This window comes from Ruegeria sp. E5, assembly GCF_056534105.1.
In genome coordinates this window covers 132,716-149,097 of record NZ_JBQFPA010000006.1, presented here as the reverse complement: position 1 = coordinate 149,097, position 16,382 = coordinate 132,716, and the positions used below count along the sequence as shown (strand labels likewise).

Here is a 16,382-nt window from a genome sequence, read left to right as displayed (position 1 = left end):
CCTCTATATATAGTATACCTTGGGGTATAGTGGAACACAGTGGTACAGTTAAATAACTGAAAAACAATCACTCAGTGAAAATCTGGGGCATGGTGAAACACCCTGAAACAAGGATTAGATGCCCTCTTGAGGCACCATCCCCTTACGACAAGCTTTACCCGAGTTCAGATACTCATCTCGATACGCGCGCCCGGAAAACGCGATATCAGCGCGTTTGCTTTGGCACGTGGGGTCAGGCATAGGGCGGTTGAGAGCCCGTCTGCCAATGCTGCCTGTGAGGCTGAGATTGATACAGCCTGATAGGGCGCACCCAACCCCTTTGGGTTCAGGATATGCCCCTGATCGCCCTGCAGCATGGTGCCTTCGGGGGCCGAGGTTGCGACGGCGCGGTCCTGCAGTGTGATCCGTTTGGCGACAGCACCGTCGGGCTTGGCCAGCCCGACGCGCCACGGCTCGCCATTACTCCGCTGGCCAAGGGCGGCGACCTCGCCCATATCCACCAGCACATCGCGCAGATCGAAGGATCGCATCAAAGCGGCAATCCGGTCAGTGATCGCACCTTGAGCAATCCCGTTCAGGGTAATCGCCGAGCGTCCGGGATGCGGCAGGCGGATCTCACCGGCGCTTACGTGAACCTTGTCCCAACCAATCGTCTGGCGTGCACGTTCCACCTGCGGCCCCGCCGCGCCACTGGCGAGTGCTAGCCACAGCGGCTGGATCGTCGGATCAAACGCCCCGCCCGAAGCGTCGTGAAGCGTGGTACACAGGCTCAGCACCTCCAGCAGCTCAGGCGCCGGGGTGACCAGGTGGCCGATCCGGTTAAGCTGACTGATCTGCGAGTACGTCCGGTAGAGGCTGAATATATTCTCCAGCCGATTCAGCTCTGCCTCGACCGCAGCAAAGATCGGCGCGGCCTGTGCGTCCGTCGAGCCTTCCAGCCTCAGGCTGGCGGGTGCGCCCAGCGCGATACCGCGCCATTGGGCGACGTTGCCAGCAGCGGCGGGTACGGCGGCGCAGGCGGCTGAGATGGCCAGGAAACGGCGGCGGGTCAGAATGGTCATGCGGGGGTCTCCAGCGCGAGGTCCAGATCGACGGGGCCCAGCACTTCGGCATCGGGAATATCAGACAGTGGCAGGGCGGCGCCGCCATATTCGGCAATGAACGCCTCTGCCGCAGCGGGGTCGCCAAAGGGCACGACTTCTCGCGCACCCATGCCACCGGCCACATCGGCGCCGACGACAAAGGTCGCACCATCGGCTGCGATCCAGTTGGAAATCCCCGGTTGCCGCCAGCTGGGCGCGACGCTCATGTCACTGACATAGGCAGCGGTGATCTTGGCGTCACGTTCGGGGCTTTTCAGATAGGCCAGCATGTCGCGCACCTGCGCAAAGAACAAAGGCGCGGGATAGCCTTCCAGATGGATCTGCCCTTTGGGCCCGCCATGTTCCGCGATGTTCATCTGGCAGAAATAACTCAGCGCATCCGGGGTGAGATCAACCGGGTCGGGGGCCTCGGCCACCTCTTCTTTGCAGGCCGTCAACGCGACCAGAGCGATCAGGGCTAGGTATCTCATGGCTCAACTCTCCGAAATGCGAGACGCGCAAGGGCAAAGCCTAGCACCGGCCAGATCAGCAGCGAGGCGGGCGCGGCCCAGACCGGCAGGGCCTGCGCCGCCCCGGTCATGCCCGAGGCTATCGCGACGCCCTCGGTTGCGGCGATGTTCCACAAACGGAATGCGTCGGCCGGGTTGGCCACCATCACCCACGGAAAGACGGATTGGGTGAAGGTGCCGCCCTTGTCCATGACGACGGCCCCCAACAGGCCCAGATCATAGAGGACGACAAAAACCAGCCAGAGCCCGGCCGACAAACCTGCCGCCGCCGTGGCCCCCTTTGCCAGGGCGGACAGCAAGTATCCAAGCGCCAGAAAGACAGCGCCCAGCAGGATAGATGTGAGGATCAGGCGGACCAGAGCCATCAGGCTTTCCGGACCCGCGCCGCCAAAGAAGGCGGCCACTGCGCCTGCGGTGCCGAAACCGACGGTCATGGCGAAGGCCAAAGCGGCCAGATGGGCGGTGAACTTGCCGAGCAGGATTTCTCCGCGCCCCGCCGGGTAGGACAGCAGCAGCGACAGGCTGCCGCGATCCACGTCGCCGGCGATGGCGTCAAAGGCGATCATCAGCGCCAGCAGCGGCGCAAGATAGACCGACAGCGTGGTCATCGAGGCCACCGAAACGGTCAGCATGTCGACGCCTAAAGTGCCCGTTGGTGCGCTGCCTGCAAAGGTCAGCGCCAAGGCGAACAGAACCATGATCAGTGTTGCGACCAGCAGCCAGCGGTTGCGACGCAGGATCAGCATTTCTGTGCGGGTGATGGCGAGGAAGCGGGTCATTGCAAATCCTCCTGTGCGTAGTGGCGATAGAGGTCTTCCAGCTTGGGCGGGGTCATTTCCACATCCGCCACAGCGTCGCCCAATCCGGCGATCCGGCGCAGCGCCTCCATCTTGTCTTCGGGTGCGCAGAGCAATTCAACGGATGCCCCATTGATCCGGTTGCCACCCAGTTCGGCGGCCAGCACATCAGGATTGGCACTGGCGCGCACCTTCAGGCGGATCGGCAGACCGGCCAGAGCCGACAGATTGTTCAGCGTGTCATCAGCGACCATCCGGCCCTTGCGCATGATGGCGATGCGATCAGTACGGGCCTCGACCTCAGTCAGCGCATGGCTGGCAATTAGAACGGCTGTGCCTTGGGCAGCCAGCTCGTCGATGATGGCATAAAGGTCCTGCCGCGAGATCGGGTCCAGCCCGCTTGTCGGCTCATCCAGCAAAGCCACTTTCGGTTGACCCAACAGCACCTGCGCCAGACCCAGACGTTGCCGCATGCCTTTGGAATAGGTACCGATCCGGCGGTCCAATGCGTCGCTGAGACCAACGCGCTCCAACAGGCCAAGCACGTCGGCCTTTGCGCCTGAAAGCTGCGCAAACAGGGTCAACTGCTCGCGCCCTGTCAAAGCGGGATGAAACGACACCGCTTCGGGCAGATAGGCCGTCTCGCGACGCGCCTGCGCGCTACCGGGGGTGGCATCTCCGATCCGGATGGCTCCGCCATGAATCGGCGTCAGGCCGAGGATGGATTTGATCAGGGTCGACTTGCCCGCGCCGTTATGGCCCAGCAGCGCCACGCGCTGACCGGGGGCAAGAGACAGGGTGATATCGTCAAGAACGCGGGTTTTCCCTCGGTCCTTGAGAACATGGTCGATTGACAGGGCCTTATCCGTCATGAGGCACCTTTTTCATAGCTGGGGGTTCAGGGGCTTGCATCAATGGGTTGCTGTCCATCACACCCCCCGGCAACAGCGCCGGGAAGGCCGATTGAGACCAGCGCACCAGCTGCACGGCAGGGGAGCCGAGCAACAATTTGGCTGAGGGTTGGGTCCACAGCACATGGTCCATACTGTCATTGGGGCGATAGGGGGCATCGGCAATGCCGTTGCCATCCACATCATAAGCGGCGAAATCGGACCAGTAGTTGCCGCGCCCGTCCTCGGACCACTCGACCCATTTGGTCGAGACGTATTTCACCTGCGTCCGGTTTCCGATGAATGAATTGCCAACGATGCGGTTGCGCTCGCTGCCAGCGGTAAAGTGGATGCCGATGCCGCACCCCTCAAACCAGTTATCAGTGAACTCGTTCTTGTTCGAGTTATAGAGGAAGGTGCATTTCTCTTTCGCACCTTTCACAACGTTTCCGGTGATGGTGCTTTTGTTGGCGTAGTTCAGCATGACGCCATGTTCGCGGTCGCCGATCGAGACGTTATTGGCCACGGTCACATTGGTCGTGAACATCACCGCGTAGCCCAGATCATTGCCGATCGAGACGTTGTCGCTGACCACCGAATTGTCGGCATACATGTAATGCACGGCAAAACGCAGATCGCGAAACAGGTTGCCGGTGAAGGTGTTCTTCTTCGACGAGTTTACAAAGATTCCGTCGCGGCCATAGCGAATATCGTTGTCCTCAACCACCGCACCCGGCGCGTTCCAGACATAGACGCCATTGCCACGCTCGTTCATGCGCTGGTCTTGCCGTCCTTCGATCCGGTTGCCCCGGACGATGCTGTCCTTCGCCCCGTGGATGTCGATGCCATAGAGATTGCCCAGCAGCACATTGTCTTCGACCACCGGCGCATGGGCCGTCTTGGTCAACTGGATGCCGCTGTCTATCCCGTCATGGTCCGAGCCCGATCCGATCACCGTCAGACCGCGCACGGTTACACCCGGCCCGGTCACGGTGATGACGCTGCCTTCGCCTTGTCCGTCGATGGTGGCCTGTCCCAGCCCGTCAATCGTGACGGGCCGGTCCAGAACCAGCGTTTCTGTGTAAACGCCGGGGCTCAGACGGAGGGTGTCCCCATCCGCCGCCTGCGCCAGTATCTCGTTGATGGCCCCCGCCCGGTTGGGCACATCCCAGTCCGCCGCCCAAAGGGGCGAGCCGAGCAGGAGCGGTATGAGCAGGGACCAACGCATGGTTACGCGCTCCGCGGCTCAACGAACATCCGGCCGCGCATCTCCATGTGCAGCGCGTGGCAGAACCACTGGCAATAGAACCAGTGCACGCCCGGACGGTCGGCAATGAAGGTGACCGAGGCGGTGGCCTGCGGCGCAACCTCCATCGCGATGCCGAAGTTCGACAGACACAAACCGTGGGTCACGTCATCCACGTCATCCAGGTTGGTGACATACAACGTTACCTCGTCACCCTGTTTGACGGTGAACTTCTCAAGGCTGAACACCGGCGCGGTCGAGGTCATGTAGACCCGCACCTTGTTGCCATCGCGGATCGGCTCCTCGGCACCCTCTTCCAGATCGACACCATCAGCCTCGGCCTGTTTGCGGGCATCTTCCCACATCGGGTCGTTGCGATCCCAGACATTGACCGGGTTCACCTTGGACCGGTGCACGAGGATCGAGTCATGCGGTTCCGCGAAGGTCGGGCCGTCATGGACCACCTTCATCTTATCACCCGAGATATCGATCAACTGCTCGTTTTCCGGCTTCAGTGGCCCGACGTTCAGGAAGCGGTCTTTCGAGAACTTGTTCATCGAAATCAGCCACTTGCCATCAGCCTCAGCCGTTTCGCCCATCGAGGTCGAATTGTGGCCCGGCTGATAATGCACATCCACTTTGTCTAGGATCGGATCAACATCCGCACCACCGTAGGCTTCGATGGCCTTGGCGATGTCCCACTTCACCACCTGGCTGTCCAGGAACAGGGTGGTGTAGGCGTTGCCTTTGCCATCAAACGCGGTGTGAAGCGGGCCAAGACCCAGCTGCGGTTCCGCCACGATGGCCGAGCGTGGATCGGCATTGTCGGCAAACAGCGCATCGACCTTTTCCACATCGATCACGGATACGGTCGGGGACAGCTTGCCGTTGATCATGATGTGTTTCTTGTCGGGTGCTGCGTTCACTCCGTGCGGCGAGTTCGGGATCGGGATATAGCGGGTCAGGTTGCCGCCCGCCTCTTTACGCCCGTCCACGACCTTGACGCCGTTCAGCTCCTGATAGTTGCCAGCAGCAATCGCGTCTTCGATGCCTTTCAGGTTGAACACGACCACGTGGTCCAGCTCATTCTCGGTCATCTCGGCCAGGTTCATACCCATTTCCGAGTTATACGAGGTCGAGAATGCGTATTTGCCCTGATAGTCGCAGTCAGTGTTGTCGAGGTTGCCCGACACCATCACCTGCCATGCGATCTCCATCGTGTCACCGTCGATGGCAGTGAAGATGTTCACATATTGCGACGGATCATCGAGGATCTCGCCATCATTGACCAGCGGTGCCTCGTGTTCGCCATTGGCGAAGATATAGCCGGTGCGCGGGTATTTCTGCGGACGCAGACCGTGGATGTCATGCGCGTTCGGGATTTCGATGATCTTGTCGCATTTCATCACGTCGCAGCGGATGCGCGCGACGCGTGTGTTGGCCTTGTCATTCATGAACAAATAGCGGCCATCATAGGTGCCATCGGTGAAGGACATGTGCGGGTGGTGCAGGTCGCCATTGTCATAGGTGACTTTGCCATTGGCGGCCAGGTACTGCTTGGTCTCGGGCAGCAGCCCTTCGGTCAGGATCTTCAGCGACTCGTTGGTCTGGCCCCAGCCGGTGGCCGAGCAGCGGTTGAATACAGGAATGCGCATCAACTCGCGCATCGACGGCACGCCGAGGATACGCACCTCGCCGGTCTGACCCGAGGACCAGAAGCCGTAATATTCGTCCAACTCGCCGGGCTCCAGCGCGGCATTGGCGGCGGCGCTGGCCTCTTTCGCGGTCATCAGGGTGCTGCCCAGACCGGTTCCGGCCAACACGGCGCCGGTTGCAGATGCACCCAGCAGTCCTCGGCGTGTGACGTTCAGTTTCTTATCGTGTTCCGACATGATCGTTCCTCCTTTTTAGGAAACGGTTTGCGGTTTGGCGTTCGGATGGTTCGCCGGTGGTTGTCCGAGGGGGGTTTTCGGTTGAACCGACCCTGTCTTGGCCCGCCGTTTCAACTGGCGGATAACGACGGGACATTTGTCCTCGGACTGGTAGAGCACCTGACAATGCAGGCAGGTGACGCACTCGTTCGGATTGATCTCACCGGTTGGGTGGATCGCCTGAACGGGGCATTCGTTGGCGCAGGTCTGACAGGGGGTGCCGCAATCCTTGTAGCGGCGCAGCCAGTCGAACATGCGGATACGGGCAGGGATCGCCAGCGCACCACCCAAGGGGCAGAGATAGCGGCAATAGAACCGTTCGATGAACAGCCCGATCCCCAGCAGGGTCAGCGCAAAGACCACGAAGGGCCAGTCGCGCATGAACTTCAGAATGATCGCGGTCTTGAACGGCTCGACCTCGGCATAGGTTTCAGCCAGCGGGATCGAGACAAAACTGATCCCGAACAGCACGAGGAAGATCATGTATTTCGCGGGCCAGAGCCGCTCATTCAGGCCCCAGGGCAGTGTCCATTGCGGCACCTTGAAGGCCCGCGCGATCTTGTTGGTCAGTTCCTGCAGCGCGCCAAACGGGCACAGCCAGCCGCAATAAGCACCCCGACCCCAGAACAGCAGCGCGGCAGCGACAGCGAACCATTGGATGAAGACCAACGGGTCCAGCAAGAAGGCATCCCAGGAGAAGCCGGTGCGCAAGCTGCCTGCCAGCGCCATCAGGTTCACCACGCTCAGCTGCGCATTGGCGTACCAGCCGATGAAGAACAGCGTCATGGTCAGGTATCCGATGCGGTACCAATAGAAGACGCGGGCGTTCATGGTGGCGTGGAACTGGAAGAAGAATGTCGCCGTCAGCACCAAAAGCATGACGCCCAGCACCCCGATCTCAACCGTGCGGTCCTTCCAGATGCGTTTCCAAAGCGCGGCCTTGGCTGCTGCCTCGCCGGTGGCGTCATCGACAACTACTGGCGCCGCAACGGGCAGCAGATACTGCTCGGGCAGTTTGTAGCCCAGATCGAAGGTCAGAAAGGTCTTCTCAACCGCGCCCACAGCCCGCTGCGCCAACAGTTGCAGGCGAAAGGGCTCGGCCGGATCAAACTCGGCCTCAGCGGGGATCTTGAAGATGTCCAATTCCGTGAAACTTGGGGCATCGGGTGCCGCAACCTTGCCCAACCGGCGCTGCTGCTTGTCGAAGAATCGCACCGAATTGTCGCCTTGGATCAACTGAATCCGGTCGAAAATCCCGCCCCGGACATAGCCCGAGCCCTTGAAGCTGTAGGCCCCACGCCCCAGCACCAGAATGGCCTGCTCGCCTTCGTCCAGCCAGTCGACCATGTTTTGATATTCGGCCTCACCCAGCAGCGACTTGCCGATCGACGGCACGGATACCAACGCCATATGCATATCAATATAGGTGTCATCGGGTTCGCCGGGTTCAGGGCGTTTGATGGCGCGCTGATCTCCGGTGGCTTCGAACGCAGCGTTGACCTGCCCGATATCCAGCGTTAGTCGCCGGACCGAGCCGTCGCCGGACAGGGTGGTCCAGTCGTATACCGCATCCTGCGCCAGATCGACTTCGCGTTTCGGCCCATCGGCCTGCAGCGGAGACAAACCGCCCAACCCCAGCGCCCGCGCCACCTTGATGCCGCCGCGCACAAGACTGTCATCAATCACCATGATCGTGACGGTGGCCCCCGAGATGATATCGAGGTCATGCCCCTCACCGCCGGTTTCAGCCTCAACCTTCAAGTCCAGACCGGCATAGCCTTCGGTCAGCTCAACCATGCGCGCGTTGGGGATGCCAATCAGAACGATGGGCTCCGAGTGTTTGACCAGTTGCACACCGGTTAGCACCGCTTGATCATCGATGGCGGCGACCACATGGATCGGTTTGCCGGAATAGCCGGTGGTGCCAACGAAGTCAGAGGTTAGGAAGGCCCAGGCAACGGTCTCGCCGGCCTTCAGAACGGGTGCAACCGGAACGTCATCGCGGACCGGCCCAATGGCATCAGCACCGGGGGCCAGATCGGCGGGTTCAATCTCGGGCAGGAAGCTGGCGAGGCTGTCGGCATGGGCACTGATCGCCATCAGGCAGGACAGGGCAAGGGCCAGCATTATGTGGATTGCGCGACTTACGACCACGGCGCACCTCCGATACTTAGGGTGGACGCCATGGACGCGCGCAGGGTGCGTTCAGCAGTTTCTTGGGTCGGGCGCGGAGGTCCCCGGGTTTCGGGCCACAGCTTATGCGACTTGTACAACATGGAAGATTTGCTGTTCTGAAGCTGTACAACACGGAAGTTTCCGATTTGCGGTATCTGCACCAGCTCGGGTGCGGGCGCTGCACTGGTGACAGCGCACAGCGCGCAATCGGCGCATTTTGGGCAGTACGCGGTCGGGTCTTCGGTGTCCTCCTCAAGATCAACTTCAACCCAGACCGCGCCGCCTTCCGAGCAGATCTCCATCCAGACACTTTCACCGGGACTCGCCAGCATCGGTCCAAAGGCCTGCAACAACAGAAGGAATATGCCTGCCAACCCACATGCCGCGCGAGTTGCGCGTACAGGGAGATTGTGCAGAGGGATCAGGGCAGGCATGGAGTCTCCGACTCGGAAAGCTATGCCTTTGGGGTATTGGATTCTACCGAGTCGCGACTTGACTTAGGTTAGGTAAAGCAAATTTCTGATTTTCTTTTCAAATCAATCGTCTGCCTCATCCATCAGGCCACGCACCCAGCGCCCTGCCAGCCATGAGGCGGGCACGCCCAAGGGGATGGACCATAAGATCGCAGGTACTGGTTCAATGGCACCAAACCCCGCGCTGTGCAGGATCAGTCCAGCCAGAAACAGGTTGATGGCCACGGTCAGAGCCGTGGCTGGGTAAAGCAGGATGGCCAGCTTCCAGACCGGCCATTTGCCTTCAGTGGCTGGTGCCTTCCGAGAAGGTGATTTTGTTCCAGACATTGTACTTCCCAGACGGTTTGCGCATTGGCAGGCGGCGGACCTCTTCCAGCGTTTGCGCGTCATAGACGATCACCGCGCCGTCATCTTCCCAGATCGAAACCAGCGCGTGACTGCCATCCTTGGTGAATTCTACATGCGCCACGGTCTTATCCTGCGCGGGGCGCAAAGTTCTCACGATTTCAAGGCTTTGCTTGTCGATCACGTGCATGGCATCCTTGTTCGGGCCAAAGAACACATCGGCCCAGACGTAAGGCGAGTTCTCATGGCTGCGCATGAAAAATCCTGGCCCTTCGGTTTTGATCCGCTTGACGGTTTCCCATGTTCCCATGTCGATCACCGAGACCGTGCCATCGGTCAGATGCGGCGTCGCCATCACGGTGGTGTCGCCCTGCTGCCAGGTGATCCCTGAACCTAAGTGAGGCATCCCCGGCAGGTCCAGATCTGCGATCTTATGACCGATCACCAGATCAATCACCTGCCCGCCCTTGCCATCACGCGAGGCGCCCATAACGTATTCATAACTTTGATCGAAAAAGAAATCGTCCAGATAATCAGGCGTGGTGATCTTGCGCACGGGGAACGGGTCGGGGTTCTTGAACTGCCCCTCGATGCGGAAATCGTGGCCTATACCGGATTGCGGCGGGTTGGCCCCGTAGAACACCTCCCAAATCTCGGGGACATCCTTCAGCGCCAGAACAAAGCTTTCGCGCGGTGGTGCCTGATAAACGGCGGAAACTCGGCTGGGAACGCCCTTTTTGCTTTTGACTTCAATGACTTTCGCGACCGACAAGTCCTCTGTCGACAGCAGGGTCAGCGAGTTCGGTAAATAGTTCGCTACCGCCACCCATTTGCCGTCACCCGACATGGCGATGTTGCGGCTGTTTAACCCCGCGCGCACGCGGCCCACCTGTTTCAGCGCCCAGATATCATATTTCTGCACCCAGCCATCGCGCGACATGATGAAGACATAGCGCCCATCGGGGCTGAACTTCGGCCCACCATGCACGGCGAACGGGGTTTCGAACCGATCCAGAACCTCGAACGTATCGCCGTCCAGCACACTGACATGATGATCGCCTGTTTCCACCACCAGCGTGATGTTCATCGGGTCGCTGTCCCAGACAGGCGCGTCAACCGATACGTACTCATCATCCAGAGTCCGGCTGGCCATGATATCGGCCTCGCCCCATTCGGGATCGGTCTCCAGCGGAGATTTCAACCATCCCGCCAGTTCCTCGATCTGCAACGCGTCCAACTCGTGCGAAAACGCAGGCATCTGGGTGGCCGTACGCCCTTCGGCAATCACCGCCGCCACGCGTGGCCCACGCATCCGTTTCAACGTCTCGGGGATCAGCGCCGGACCGACTCCACCCAGACGGTTTTCACCATGGCATGAGGCACAGAATTCGGCATAATCCGAAGGTGCATCAGCCCAAGCTGCGCCGGTCAGCAGCAGCGAGCAGAATGTGCCGATTTTCAAGGTGTCAAAAGAATTGATGCGCCGGATCATGGCTTTTCCCTCGGAACGGCGTGACCTGCAGACGCTCGCCTGCGCCCTGCACGCCGATTTCTTCGTTTGATAGATAGCAGGCCGGGTCCTCGGCCCACGGGTCGCCGGTCAGTTGCAAGGCACGGATGCGGGTGTTGCCGCCGCAGACATCCTTTAACTGACAAGCCCCGCAACGCCCCTTCAAAGGACGCGGACGGGTACGCAGCATGGCGAGCATTGGGTCATCGCTGGTCCACAGCTCGGAAAACGATTTGGTCTTCACATTGCCAACAGTGTAATCGGACCAATAGGTATCGGGATGCACGCGGCCGAGGTTGTCGATATTGGCCACGCCCAGCCCGCTCGAGTTCCCACCCCACGCCGCCAGATGCTCGCGCACATGGGCGGCTTTGTCGTCGTCGAAATGCGTCCGGACCCAGTTCAGGAAATACCCGGCATCGGCATCGTTATTGCCAGTCACGATATCCAGCGGACGACCGCCTGAGACGGCTTCCCACGCGCGTTCCAACAACAAATCCAAACCCTTACGGGTGCGCAAATGCTCGGCATCCTCGCCTCGGTTCTTGTCACCGCGCCCGGCATAGACGAGGTGAGACAGGTAGAACTTGTCGACACCCTCGTCGTCGCACAGTTGCAGCAGGTCAGGCAGGTGGTGCTGTGTGCCCTCGGTCAGGCAGAACCGCAGACCCACTTTGATGCCGCGCTTCTTACATTCGCGAACACCGCGCAGGGCGTCGGCAAAGGCGCCTTCGACGCCCCGGAACCAGTCATTTGTGGCCCCGATCCCGTCCAGCGAAATGCCGACATAGTTGAAGCCCACGTCGGCGATCATGTCGGCGGTTTCGTCGTAAATCCGCGTACCGTTGGTCGACAGTGCCAGCATCGGCACCAGATCGCGGGCGCGTTTGGCGATGTCGAAGAAATCGAACCGGTCCAGCGGTTCCCCACCCGAGAGGATCAGGGCCGGGACGCGGAATTGGCCCAGATCCTCAAGGGTTACCATGGCTTGCTCGTGACTGAGCTCACCGGGGAACGCGACATCTGCTGAAACGGTGTAACAGTGGCGGCATTTCAGATTGCAGCGCCGCGTCAGGTTCCAGATCACTACCGGCTTCACCGGGCCGGGACGGCGTCTGCGCACCGGTGTCGGTTTGACGAGCTGCTGCATGTATTCGGTCAGGCGGAACATGTCTCAGCCTTTCTTTTTCAACCGCAGCCCTGTCTTCTTCAGGATGCGCGTGGAATAGAGGATGTCCTTGGCCCGGCAGGCCTCGCCCAGAATGGCGGAGATCTCGGCGCGTTTTTCCTCGACCTCGTCCCGGTCAGAACCGTGGACCATGGCGAACAGGTTATAGGGCCAATCGGGCAGGGCGCGGGGACGTTCGTAGCAGTGGGTGACAAAGGGCAGCGCCCCGATCTGAGTGCCCAATTCCGCAATCTGGCTGTCGTCTACATCCCAAACAGTCATCCCGTTTGCCGTCATCCCCAGCTTGTAGTGGTTCGGAGCGGCGGCGATGCGGCGGATAACACCATGGGATTTCAGCTCTGCCAGACGATACAAAAGGGCATCCTCGTCCAACCCAAGCTTTTCGGCAACGGCTGCATAAGGCGCTGGCACAAGCGGCAGGCCGCTTTGCAGCGCTTCGATTATTTCTCTGTCCTGAACGTCGATCATGCTGCCACCCGGAAGCCGATGAAAAATTCCTGTAGTTTGGGGAAACGGAGAACTTCGATCCCCGTTTCCCGTTCGATCGCATCAGCGGCGGCCTCGATCCCTTCAGGCGTTTCGGTAGCCAGCACGAACCACATGTTCAGCCGGTGCGTACGCTCATAATTATGGGCAACCTCGGCGTGCGCATTGACTTTGGTCAGGACGGTGTCGAATTCATCCTCTGGCACGGCCATGGCGCACAGGCAGAACGCTCCACCCATTGCAGCGGCGTCGAAAAACGGGCCGAAACGTGTGATGATCCGCTGCTCTTTCATTCGTGCGAGACGGGTTAGGAGTTCGTCTTCGGGAATCCCAAGTTCCTGGGCTACACTGGCAAAGGGATGCGCGGTCAGCGGCAGGTCATCCTGCATCCGGTTCAGGATTACGCGGTCGGTCGCGTCCATAGTCATGCGGCTGCCTCTTTCGGTTGGATCAACGCGCCGGTCTGTTTGAAACAACGGGTCGAAAACAGCACTTTGTTCCGTGCGCCTGCCAGTTCGGGCAGAGCGGCGGCTGCGGCCAGAACCTCCATCGCTTCGGGGCGCGAGCGTGCATGGATCATGGAATAGAGGCGATAGGGCCAGACATCCTTGACCGGGTTGCGCTCATAGCAAAGCGTCACGCCGGGATAGGCCGCCAGCGCCGGTCCAGCCGTGTCCACCTGTTCGGGCGGCATGTCCCAAACAACCATCGCATTGGCTGACCAGCCGAGCGCCCGGTGGCGCACGATAACCCCGAGACGAGAGATTATGCCTGCTGTTTGCAGCGCTTCGATACGCCCCATTACGTCGGAATCATCTCTGCCCAGCGTTTGTGCCAATGCGGCATAAGGAATCTCTGTCAGGGTCAGGCCCGAGCTGAGCGCCTGCAGCAACTCGCGATCTCCGGGCTGCATGGCTGAGCGATCCACCTTACGAAGGCCAGGAACATTGCGTGTTTTTCCCGACATACGAAAGCCCAAATCGACGTTGAATGGACGTACGAGGCGCAGGTCCAGAACCCGCAGTCCGGAACGCTGCGATATCCGTGCAAGGGTGTCATCGACATGGGTGCGATCCGGGCCGGTTGCGACGAACCAGAGGTTCCAGTCATCCTCCCGCTGGTAGTTGTGGTTCACGCCCGGTTCGGCGTCGATCAGGGCTGCAATCTCTTCCAACCGATGTTCGGGGGCCGCAACAGCGGCCAAGGTGCTGGCCGAAACCGCGCCCGGAGCGATGGTGGCACCCACGCGTGTAATCCGCCCGGTGGCCTGCATGCGAGTTAGGCGATCAATCACCTCGGCTTCGTCCAGCCCTAGCAAAGACGCCAACACCTGAAACGGACGCTCTGTTATCGGAAAGTCGCGCTGAAACTCGTCCAGCAAACGGCGGTCGATGGGATCGGTGATGTGTTGCATGTCAAAGCCCCATTCTGTGCGCCCGAGCGGTGAAGAAGATGCCGGATGGGCTGTCGGCGTCGATCTCGCGCAGTTTTTCAAACGTTTGCGTGTCGTAGACCATAACCTTGTTGGCGTCGCGCACGCTGATCCAGACCTCATGCCCTCGCGGAGTGAACTCCATATGCAGTACGGCAGGGCCGGGTTTGAATTCGTGAATGATCTCCTTGGTCACAGAATCAATAACCTGAATGGTGTCGTTCAGAGGGTGGGCAAAGTTCACCCAAACCTGCCGCCCGTCAGGACGCGCCATGGCAAAGACTGGCTGACCATAGGTTTTGGTGCGCCCGGTCTCGGTCAGTGATTCAGCATCGATCCACAGCACCTCGTGATGGCCGACGGCAGGCAGTACGAACTCGCGCCCGGTCAGCGCCCAGCCTTCGAGGTGAGGCATCTTGTAGACCGGCATCTCCTCTTGCCCGCGCCCATAGTTGGGCAGCACACGGATGGGTTCGGGCGTCTCGGCCCAAAGGTCCAGCGCGGTCAGGCCATCTTCGCCAAACAAGCCGGTGATATAGGTGCGGCCATTGGCGGTGATCAGCGCGTCATATGGGTTCTTGCCCATTTCGGGGATCTTGGTGATCGCGGGTGCGCCGTTGGAGAAATCAGCAATCCAGGTCTCGCCCGTGTCCCACATGGTAAAAACAAACCGGCGGCCGGGTGCATCGACCAATCCGATGGTTTTGCTGTCGGTAGGAATGTCCGCGACCATCTCCAGCGTGTCCGCATCGAAGACGCGTACACCGCCAGGTTCATAATTCGATACAGCGACCAGCTCGCCGTCATCCGAAATGGCACCGCCAATGGCGTTGCCCGCCTGCACGACCCGGTTCACGATCTGGCGGGTGACGATATCCACCTTAGTCAGGCCGCCGTCTCGTCCAAATACATAGGCAAAGCGCTCATCGGGTGAATAGACCAGCGAGGCATGGGACAGATCGCCCAGACCTTCGATCCGCGCCAGCGCTGCGCGGTCGGATTGGTCCACCAGAAGAACCGAACCCTTGGCGCGTTCGATCACAAGTCCTAGGTCGCCGGTCGCCGTGGGTTCAGCCTGGGCGGTGGTCATCATAAGGGCGGCGGCGAGGGTAAGGATGAGCTGTTTCATTGTGCCTCCTGTGCCAGCAGGTAGCGGGCGATCCATTCGGCCTCTTCTTCGCTGATCAAGGGCCGCCATGGGGGCATCGCGGTGTCGGGGATGCCGTCGAGGATCACGCCGGTCAGTACCTCGGCATCGTAGTGTTCCAGTGTTTTGGACCGCAGATCAGGGCCGAGGCCGCCTTTCAGCGATAACCCATGGCATGAGCCGCAATCCTGATGGACAAGGCGTTTCAGTGCGTTGGGGTCAAGTGTGTCAGCAGCGAAGGCCGTGGTGGCAACAAGCACTGCGGAAGTGAGAACAGCACGTGCCGCCCATCCTTTGCGTCCTCTCACAGCCGGTTGCTGTGCCGGCCTTCTGGAACCGAACTTAGCCATGCGCCTGCTCCAAAAGGTCGGCCAAAGGCCGTTCTGCGTAAAGTGAAACTACCTTGCCGATGATGAACAGCGTGGGCGCCTTTAGCCCGGCCTTGCGCACATCAGCGGCCAGCCGATCCAGCCGGGATACCATCCGGCGCTCATCAGGTGTGGTCGCTTTGCCAACCGCCAAAACCGGAGTTGAGCCGGGCAGGTTCTCGGTCATCAGTCCCATGGCGATCTGGCCGATATTGGCGACGCCCATATAGACGACTAAGGTCGAGTCCGGGTCGGCCAGACGTTTCCAATCCAGATCCAGCACCTTGTCGGCCTGTCGGTGCCCGGTGACATATTGCACCGATGTCGCCAACCCGCGATGGGTCAGCGGCACGCCTGTCGAACAGGATGCCCCCTGCGCTGCGGTAATGCCTGGCGCGTATTCGACTGGGATTCCGTTTGCCATCAGGTGCGCGGCCTCTTCCGAGCCGCGTCCGAAGATCATCGGGTCACCCCCCTTGAGGCGAGCAACGGTGTGACCGGCGCTGGCTTCCTCGACGAGGATTTCGTTGATGCGATCCTGCGGCACGGTATGACACTTGGGGGCCTTCCCAACCGGGATCAGCCGTGCGCCATCAGCGTGCAGATTGAGGATATCGGCCGAGACCAGACGGTCATAGACCACCACGTCCGCCTCTTGCAGCATCCGCAGCGCGCGCAGGGTCATCAGTTCGGGGTCACCGGGGCCTGCGCCAATCAGAAAAACCTTACCGCTCATGTGCAAACTCGCTTGGTCTGAATGTCTTCGGAGCCCGGAATTCCT

17 protein-coding genes are annotated in these 16,382 nt (G+C 60.4%); all 17 read right to left on the bottom strand.

The features are described 5' to 3' along the window. Nucleotides 1–164: 164 nt before the first annotated feature. On the bottom strand, nucleotides 165–1,061 hold the full coding sequence (locus ACR0BI_RS20045; RefSeq protein ID WP_480562901.1) for an FAD:protein FMN transferase: 897 nt from the start codon (nucleotides 1,059–1,061) through the stop codon (nucleotides 165–167). Further along, nucleotides 1,058–1,573, bottom strand: coding sequence for a nitrous oxide reductase accessory protein NosL (locus ACR0BI_RS20040; RefSeq protein WP_170595018.1), 516 nt, complete (start codon nucleotides 1,571–1,573; stop codon nucleotides 1,058–1,060). The genes ACR0BI_RS20045 and ACR0BI_RS20040 overlap by 4 nt, the downstream gene beginning before the upstream one ends. Next, entirely contained in the window at nucleotides 1,570–2,391 is an 822-nt protein-coding gene (locus ACR0BI_RS20035) for an ABC transporter permease (RefSeq protein ID WP_480562902.1), read from the bottom strand. Before ACR0BI_RS20035 ends, ACR0BI_RS20040 begins: the two co-directional genes overlap by 4 nt. Continuing rightward, a complete protein-coding gene (locus ACR0BI_RS20030; RefSeq protein WP_170398101.1) occupies nucleotides 2,388–3,281 on the bottom strand; it encodes an ABC transporter ATP-binding protein in 894 nt (297 codons plus the stop codon). The genes ACR0BI_RS20035 and ACR0BI_RS20030 overlap by 4 nt, the downstream gene beginning before the upstream one ends. Next, nucleotides 3,271–4,527, bottom strand: coding sequence for a nitrous oxide reductase family maturation protein NosD (locus ACR0BI_RS20025; protein WP_480562903.1), 1,257 nt, complete (start codon nucleotides 4,525–4,527; stop codon nucleotides 3,271–3,273). The genes ACR0BI_RS20030 and ACR0BI_RS20025 overlap by 11 nt, the downstream gene beginning before the upstream one ends. Before the next feature lie 2 nt (nucleotides 4,528–4,529). Further along, nucleotides 4,530–6,437: a TAT-dependent nitrous-oxide reductase gene (gene nosZ, locus ACR0BI_RS20020; RefSeq protein ID WP_170398107.1), complete on the bottom strand. Its 1,908-nt coding sequence runs from the start codon at nucleotides 6,435–6,437 to the stop codon at nucleotides 4,530–4,532. A 15-nt stretch (nucleotides 6,438–6,452) separates the two neighbouring features. Further along, nucleotides 6,453–8,603, bottom strand: a complete 2,151-nt coding sequence (locus ACR0BI_RS20015; protein ID WP_480562925.1) for a 4Fe-4S binding protein — start codon at nucleotides 8,601–8,603, stop codon at nucleotides 6,453–6,455. Nucleotides 8,604–8,620: 17 nt separating this feature from the next. Continuing rightward, nucleotides 8,621–9,085: a DUF2946 family protein gene (locus ACR0BI_RS20010; RefSeq protein ID WP_480562904.1), complete on the bottom strand. Its 465-nt coding sequence runs from the start codon at nucleotides 9,083–9,085 to the stop codon at nucleotides 8,621–8,623. A 102-nt stretch (nucleotides 9,086–9,187) separates the two neighbouring features. Beyond that, entirely contained in the window at nucleotides 9,188–9,451 is a 264-nt protein-coding gene (locus ACR0BI_RS20005) for a hypothetical protein (RefSeq protein ID WP_170398115.1), read from the bottom strand. Beyond that, nucleotides 9,408–10,961 (bottom strand): cytochrome D1 domain-containing protein, encoded by a 1,554-nt coding sequence (locus tag ACR0BI_RS20000; RefSeq protein WP_480562905.1) that lies wholly within the window; start codon nucleotides 10,959–10,961, stop codon nucleotides 9,408–9,410. Before ACR0BI_RS20000 ends, ACR0BI_RS20005 begins: the two co-directional genes overlap by 44 nt. After that, entirely contained in the window at nucleotides 10,936–12,150 is a 1,215-nt protein-coding gene (nirJ, locus tag ACR0BI_RS19995) for a heme d1 biosynthesis radical SAM protein NirJ (RefSeq protein ID WP_480562906.1), read from the bottom strand. The genes ACR0BI_RS20000 and nirJ overlap by 26 nt, the downstream gene beginning before the upstream one ends. A 3-nt stretch (nucleotides 12,151–12,153) precedes the next feature. Then, entirely contained in the window at nucleotides 12,154–12,636 is a 483-nt protein-coding gene (gene ahbB / locus ACR0BI_RS19990) for a siroheme decarboxylase subunit beta (protein ID WP_480562907.1), read from the bottom strand. Continuing rightward, complete coding sequence (locus tag ACR0BI_RS19985) at nucleotides 12,633–13,082, bottom strand: AsnC family transcriptional regulator (RefSeq protein WP_170648296.1); 450 nt, start codon at nucleotides 13,080–13,082, stop codon at nucleotides 12,633–12,635. The genes ahbB (ACR0BI_RS19990) and ACR0BI_RS19985 overlap by 4 nt, the downstream gene beginning before the upstream one ends. After that, complete coding sequence (ahbB, locus tag ACR0BI_RS19980) at nucleotides 13,079–14,068, bottom strand: siroheme decarboxylase subunit beta (protein WP_170398130.1); 990 nt, start codon at nucleotides 14,066–14,068, stop codon at nucleotides 13,079–13,081. Before ahbB (ACR0BI_RS19980) ends, ACR0BI_RS19985 begins: the two co-directional genes overlap by 4 nt. Nucleotide 14,069: 1 nt before the next feature. Further along, nucleotides 14,070–15,215, bottom strand: coding sequence for a cytochrome D1 domain-containing protein (locus ACR0BI_RS19975; RefSeq protein WP_480562908.1), 1,146 nt, complete (start codon nucleotides 15,213–15,215; stop codon nucleotides 14,070–14,072). Continuing rightward, the gene (locus ACR0BI_RS19970; RefSeq protein ID WP_170566648.1) at nucleotides 15,212–15,583 is read right to left on the bottom strand and encodes a c-type cytochrome; all 372 of its coding nucleotides are present in this window, start codon (nucleotides 15,581–15,583) and stop codon (nucleotides 15,212–15,214) included. Before ACR0BI_RS19970 ends, ACR0BI_RS19975 begins: the two co-directional genes overlap by 4 nt. Beyond that, nucleotides 15,576–16,337 (bottom strand): uroporphyrinogen-III C-methyltransferase, encoded by a 762-nt coding sequence (gene cobA / locus ACR0BI_RS19965; RefSeq protein ID WP_170566650.1) that lies wholly within the window; start codon nucleotides 16,335–16,337, stop codon nucleotides 15,576–15,578. The genes ACR0BI_RS19970 and cobA overlap by 8 nt, the downstream gene beginning before the upstream one ends. Nucleotides 16,338–16,382 lie beyond the last annotated feature (45 nt).

Coding starts and splice junctions, on each gene's coding strand:
- ACR0BI_RS20045 (WP_480562901.1), bottom strand. CDS start 1,061: ATGACCATTCTGACCCGCCGCCGTTTCCTGGCCATCTCAGCCGCCTGC.
- ACR0BI_RS20040 (WP_170595018.1), bottom strand. CDS start 1,573: ATGAGATACCTAGCCCTGATCGCTCTGGTCGCGTTGACGGCCTGCAAA.
- ACR0BI_RS20035 (WP_480562902.1), bottom strand. CDS start 2,391: ATGACCCGCTTCCTCGCCATCACCCGCACAGAAATGCTGATCCTGCGT.
- ACR0BI_RS20030 (WP_170398101.1), bottom strand. CDS start 3,281: ATGACGGATAAGGCCCTGTCAATCGACCATGTTCTCAAGGACCGAGGG.
- ACR0BI_RS20025 (WP_480562903.1), bottom strand. CDS start 4,527: ATGCGTTGGTCCCTGCTCATACCGCTCCTGCTCGGCTCGCCCCTTTGG.
- nosZ (WP_170398107.1), bottom strand. CDS start 6,437: ATGTCGGAACACGATAAGAAACTGAACGTCACACGCCGAGGACTGCTG.
- ACR0BI_RS20015 (WP_480562925.1), bottom strand. CDS start 8,603: ATGCTGGCCCTTGCCCTGTCCTGCCTGATGGCGATCAGTGCCCATGCC.
- ACR0BI_RS20010 (WP_480562904.1), bottom strand. CDS start 9,085: ATGCCTGCCCTGATCCCTCTGCACAATCTCCCTGTACGCGCAACTCGC.
- ACR0BI_RS20005 (WP_170398115.1), bottom strand. CDS start 9,451: ATGTCTGGAACAAAATCACCTTCTCGGAAGGCACCAGCCACTGAAGGC.
- ACR0BI_RS20000 (WP_480562905.1), bottom strand. CDS start 10,961: ATGATCCGGCGCATCAATTCTTTTGACACCTTGAAAATCGGCACATTC.
- nirJ (WP_480562906.1), bottom strand. CDS start 12,150: ATGTTCCGCCTGACCGAATACATGCAGCAGCTCGTCAAACCGACACCG.
- ahbB (WP_480562907.1), bottom strand. CDS start 12,636: ATGATCGACGTTCAGGACAGAGAAATAATCGAAGCGCTGCAAAGCGGC.
- ACR0BI_RS19985 (WP_170648296.1), bottom strand. CDS start 13,082: ATGACTATGGACGCGACCGACCGCGTAATCCTGAACCGGATGCAGGAT.
- ahbB (WP_170398130.1), bottom strand. CDS start 14,068: ATGCAACACATCACCGATCCCATCGACCGCCGTTTGCTGGACGAGTTT.
- ACR0BI_RS19975 (WP_480562908.1), bottom strand. CDS start 15,215: ATGAAACAGCTCATCCTTACCCTCGCCGCCGCCCTTATGATGACCACC.
- ACR0BI_RS19970 (WP_170566648.1), bottom strand. CDS start 15,583: ATGGCTAAGTTCGGTTCCAGAAGGCCGGCACAGCAACCGGCTGTGAGA.
- cobA (WP_170566650.1), bottom strand. CDS start 16,337: ATGAGCGGTAAGGTTTTTCTGATTGGCGCAGGCCCCGGTGACCCCGAA.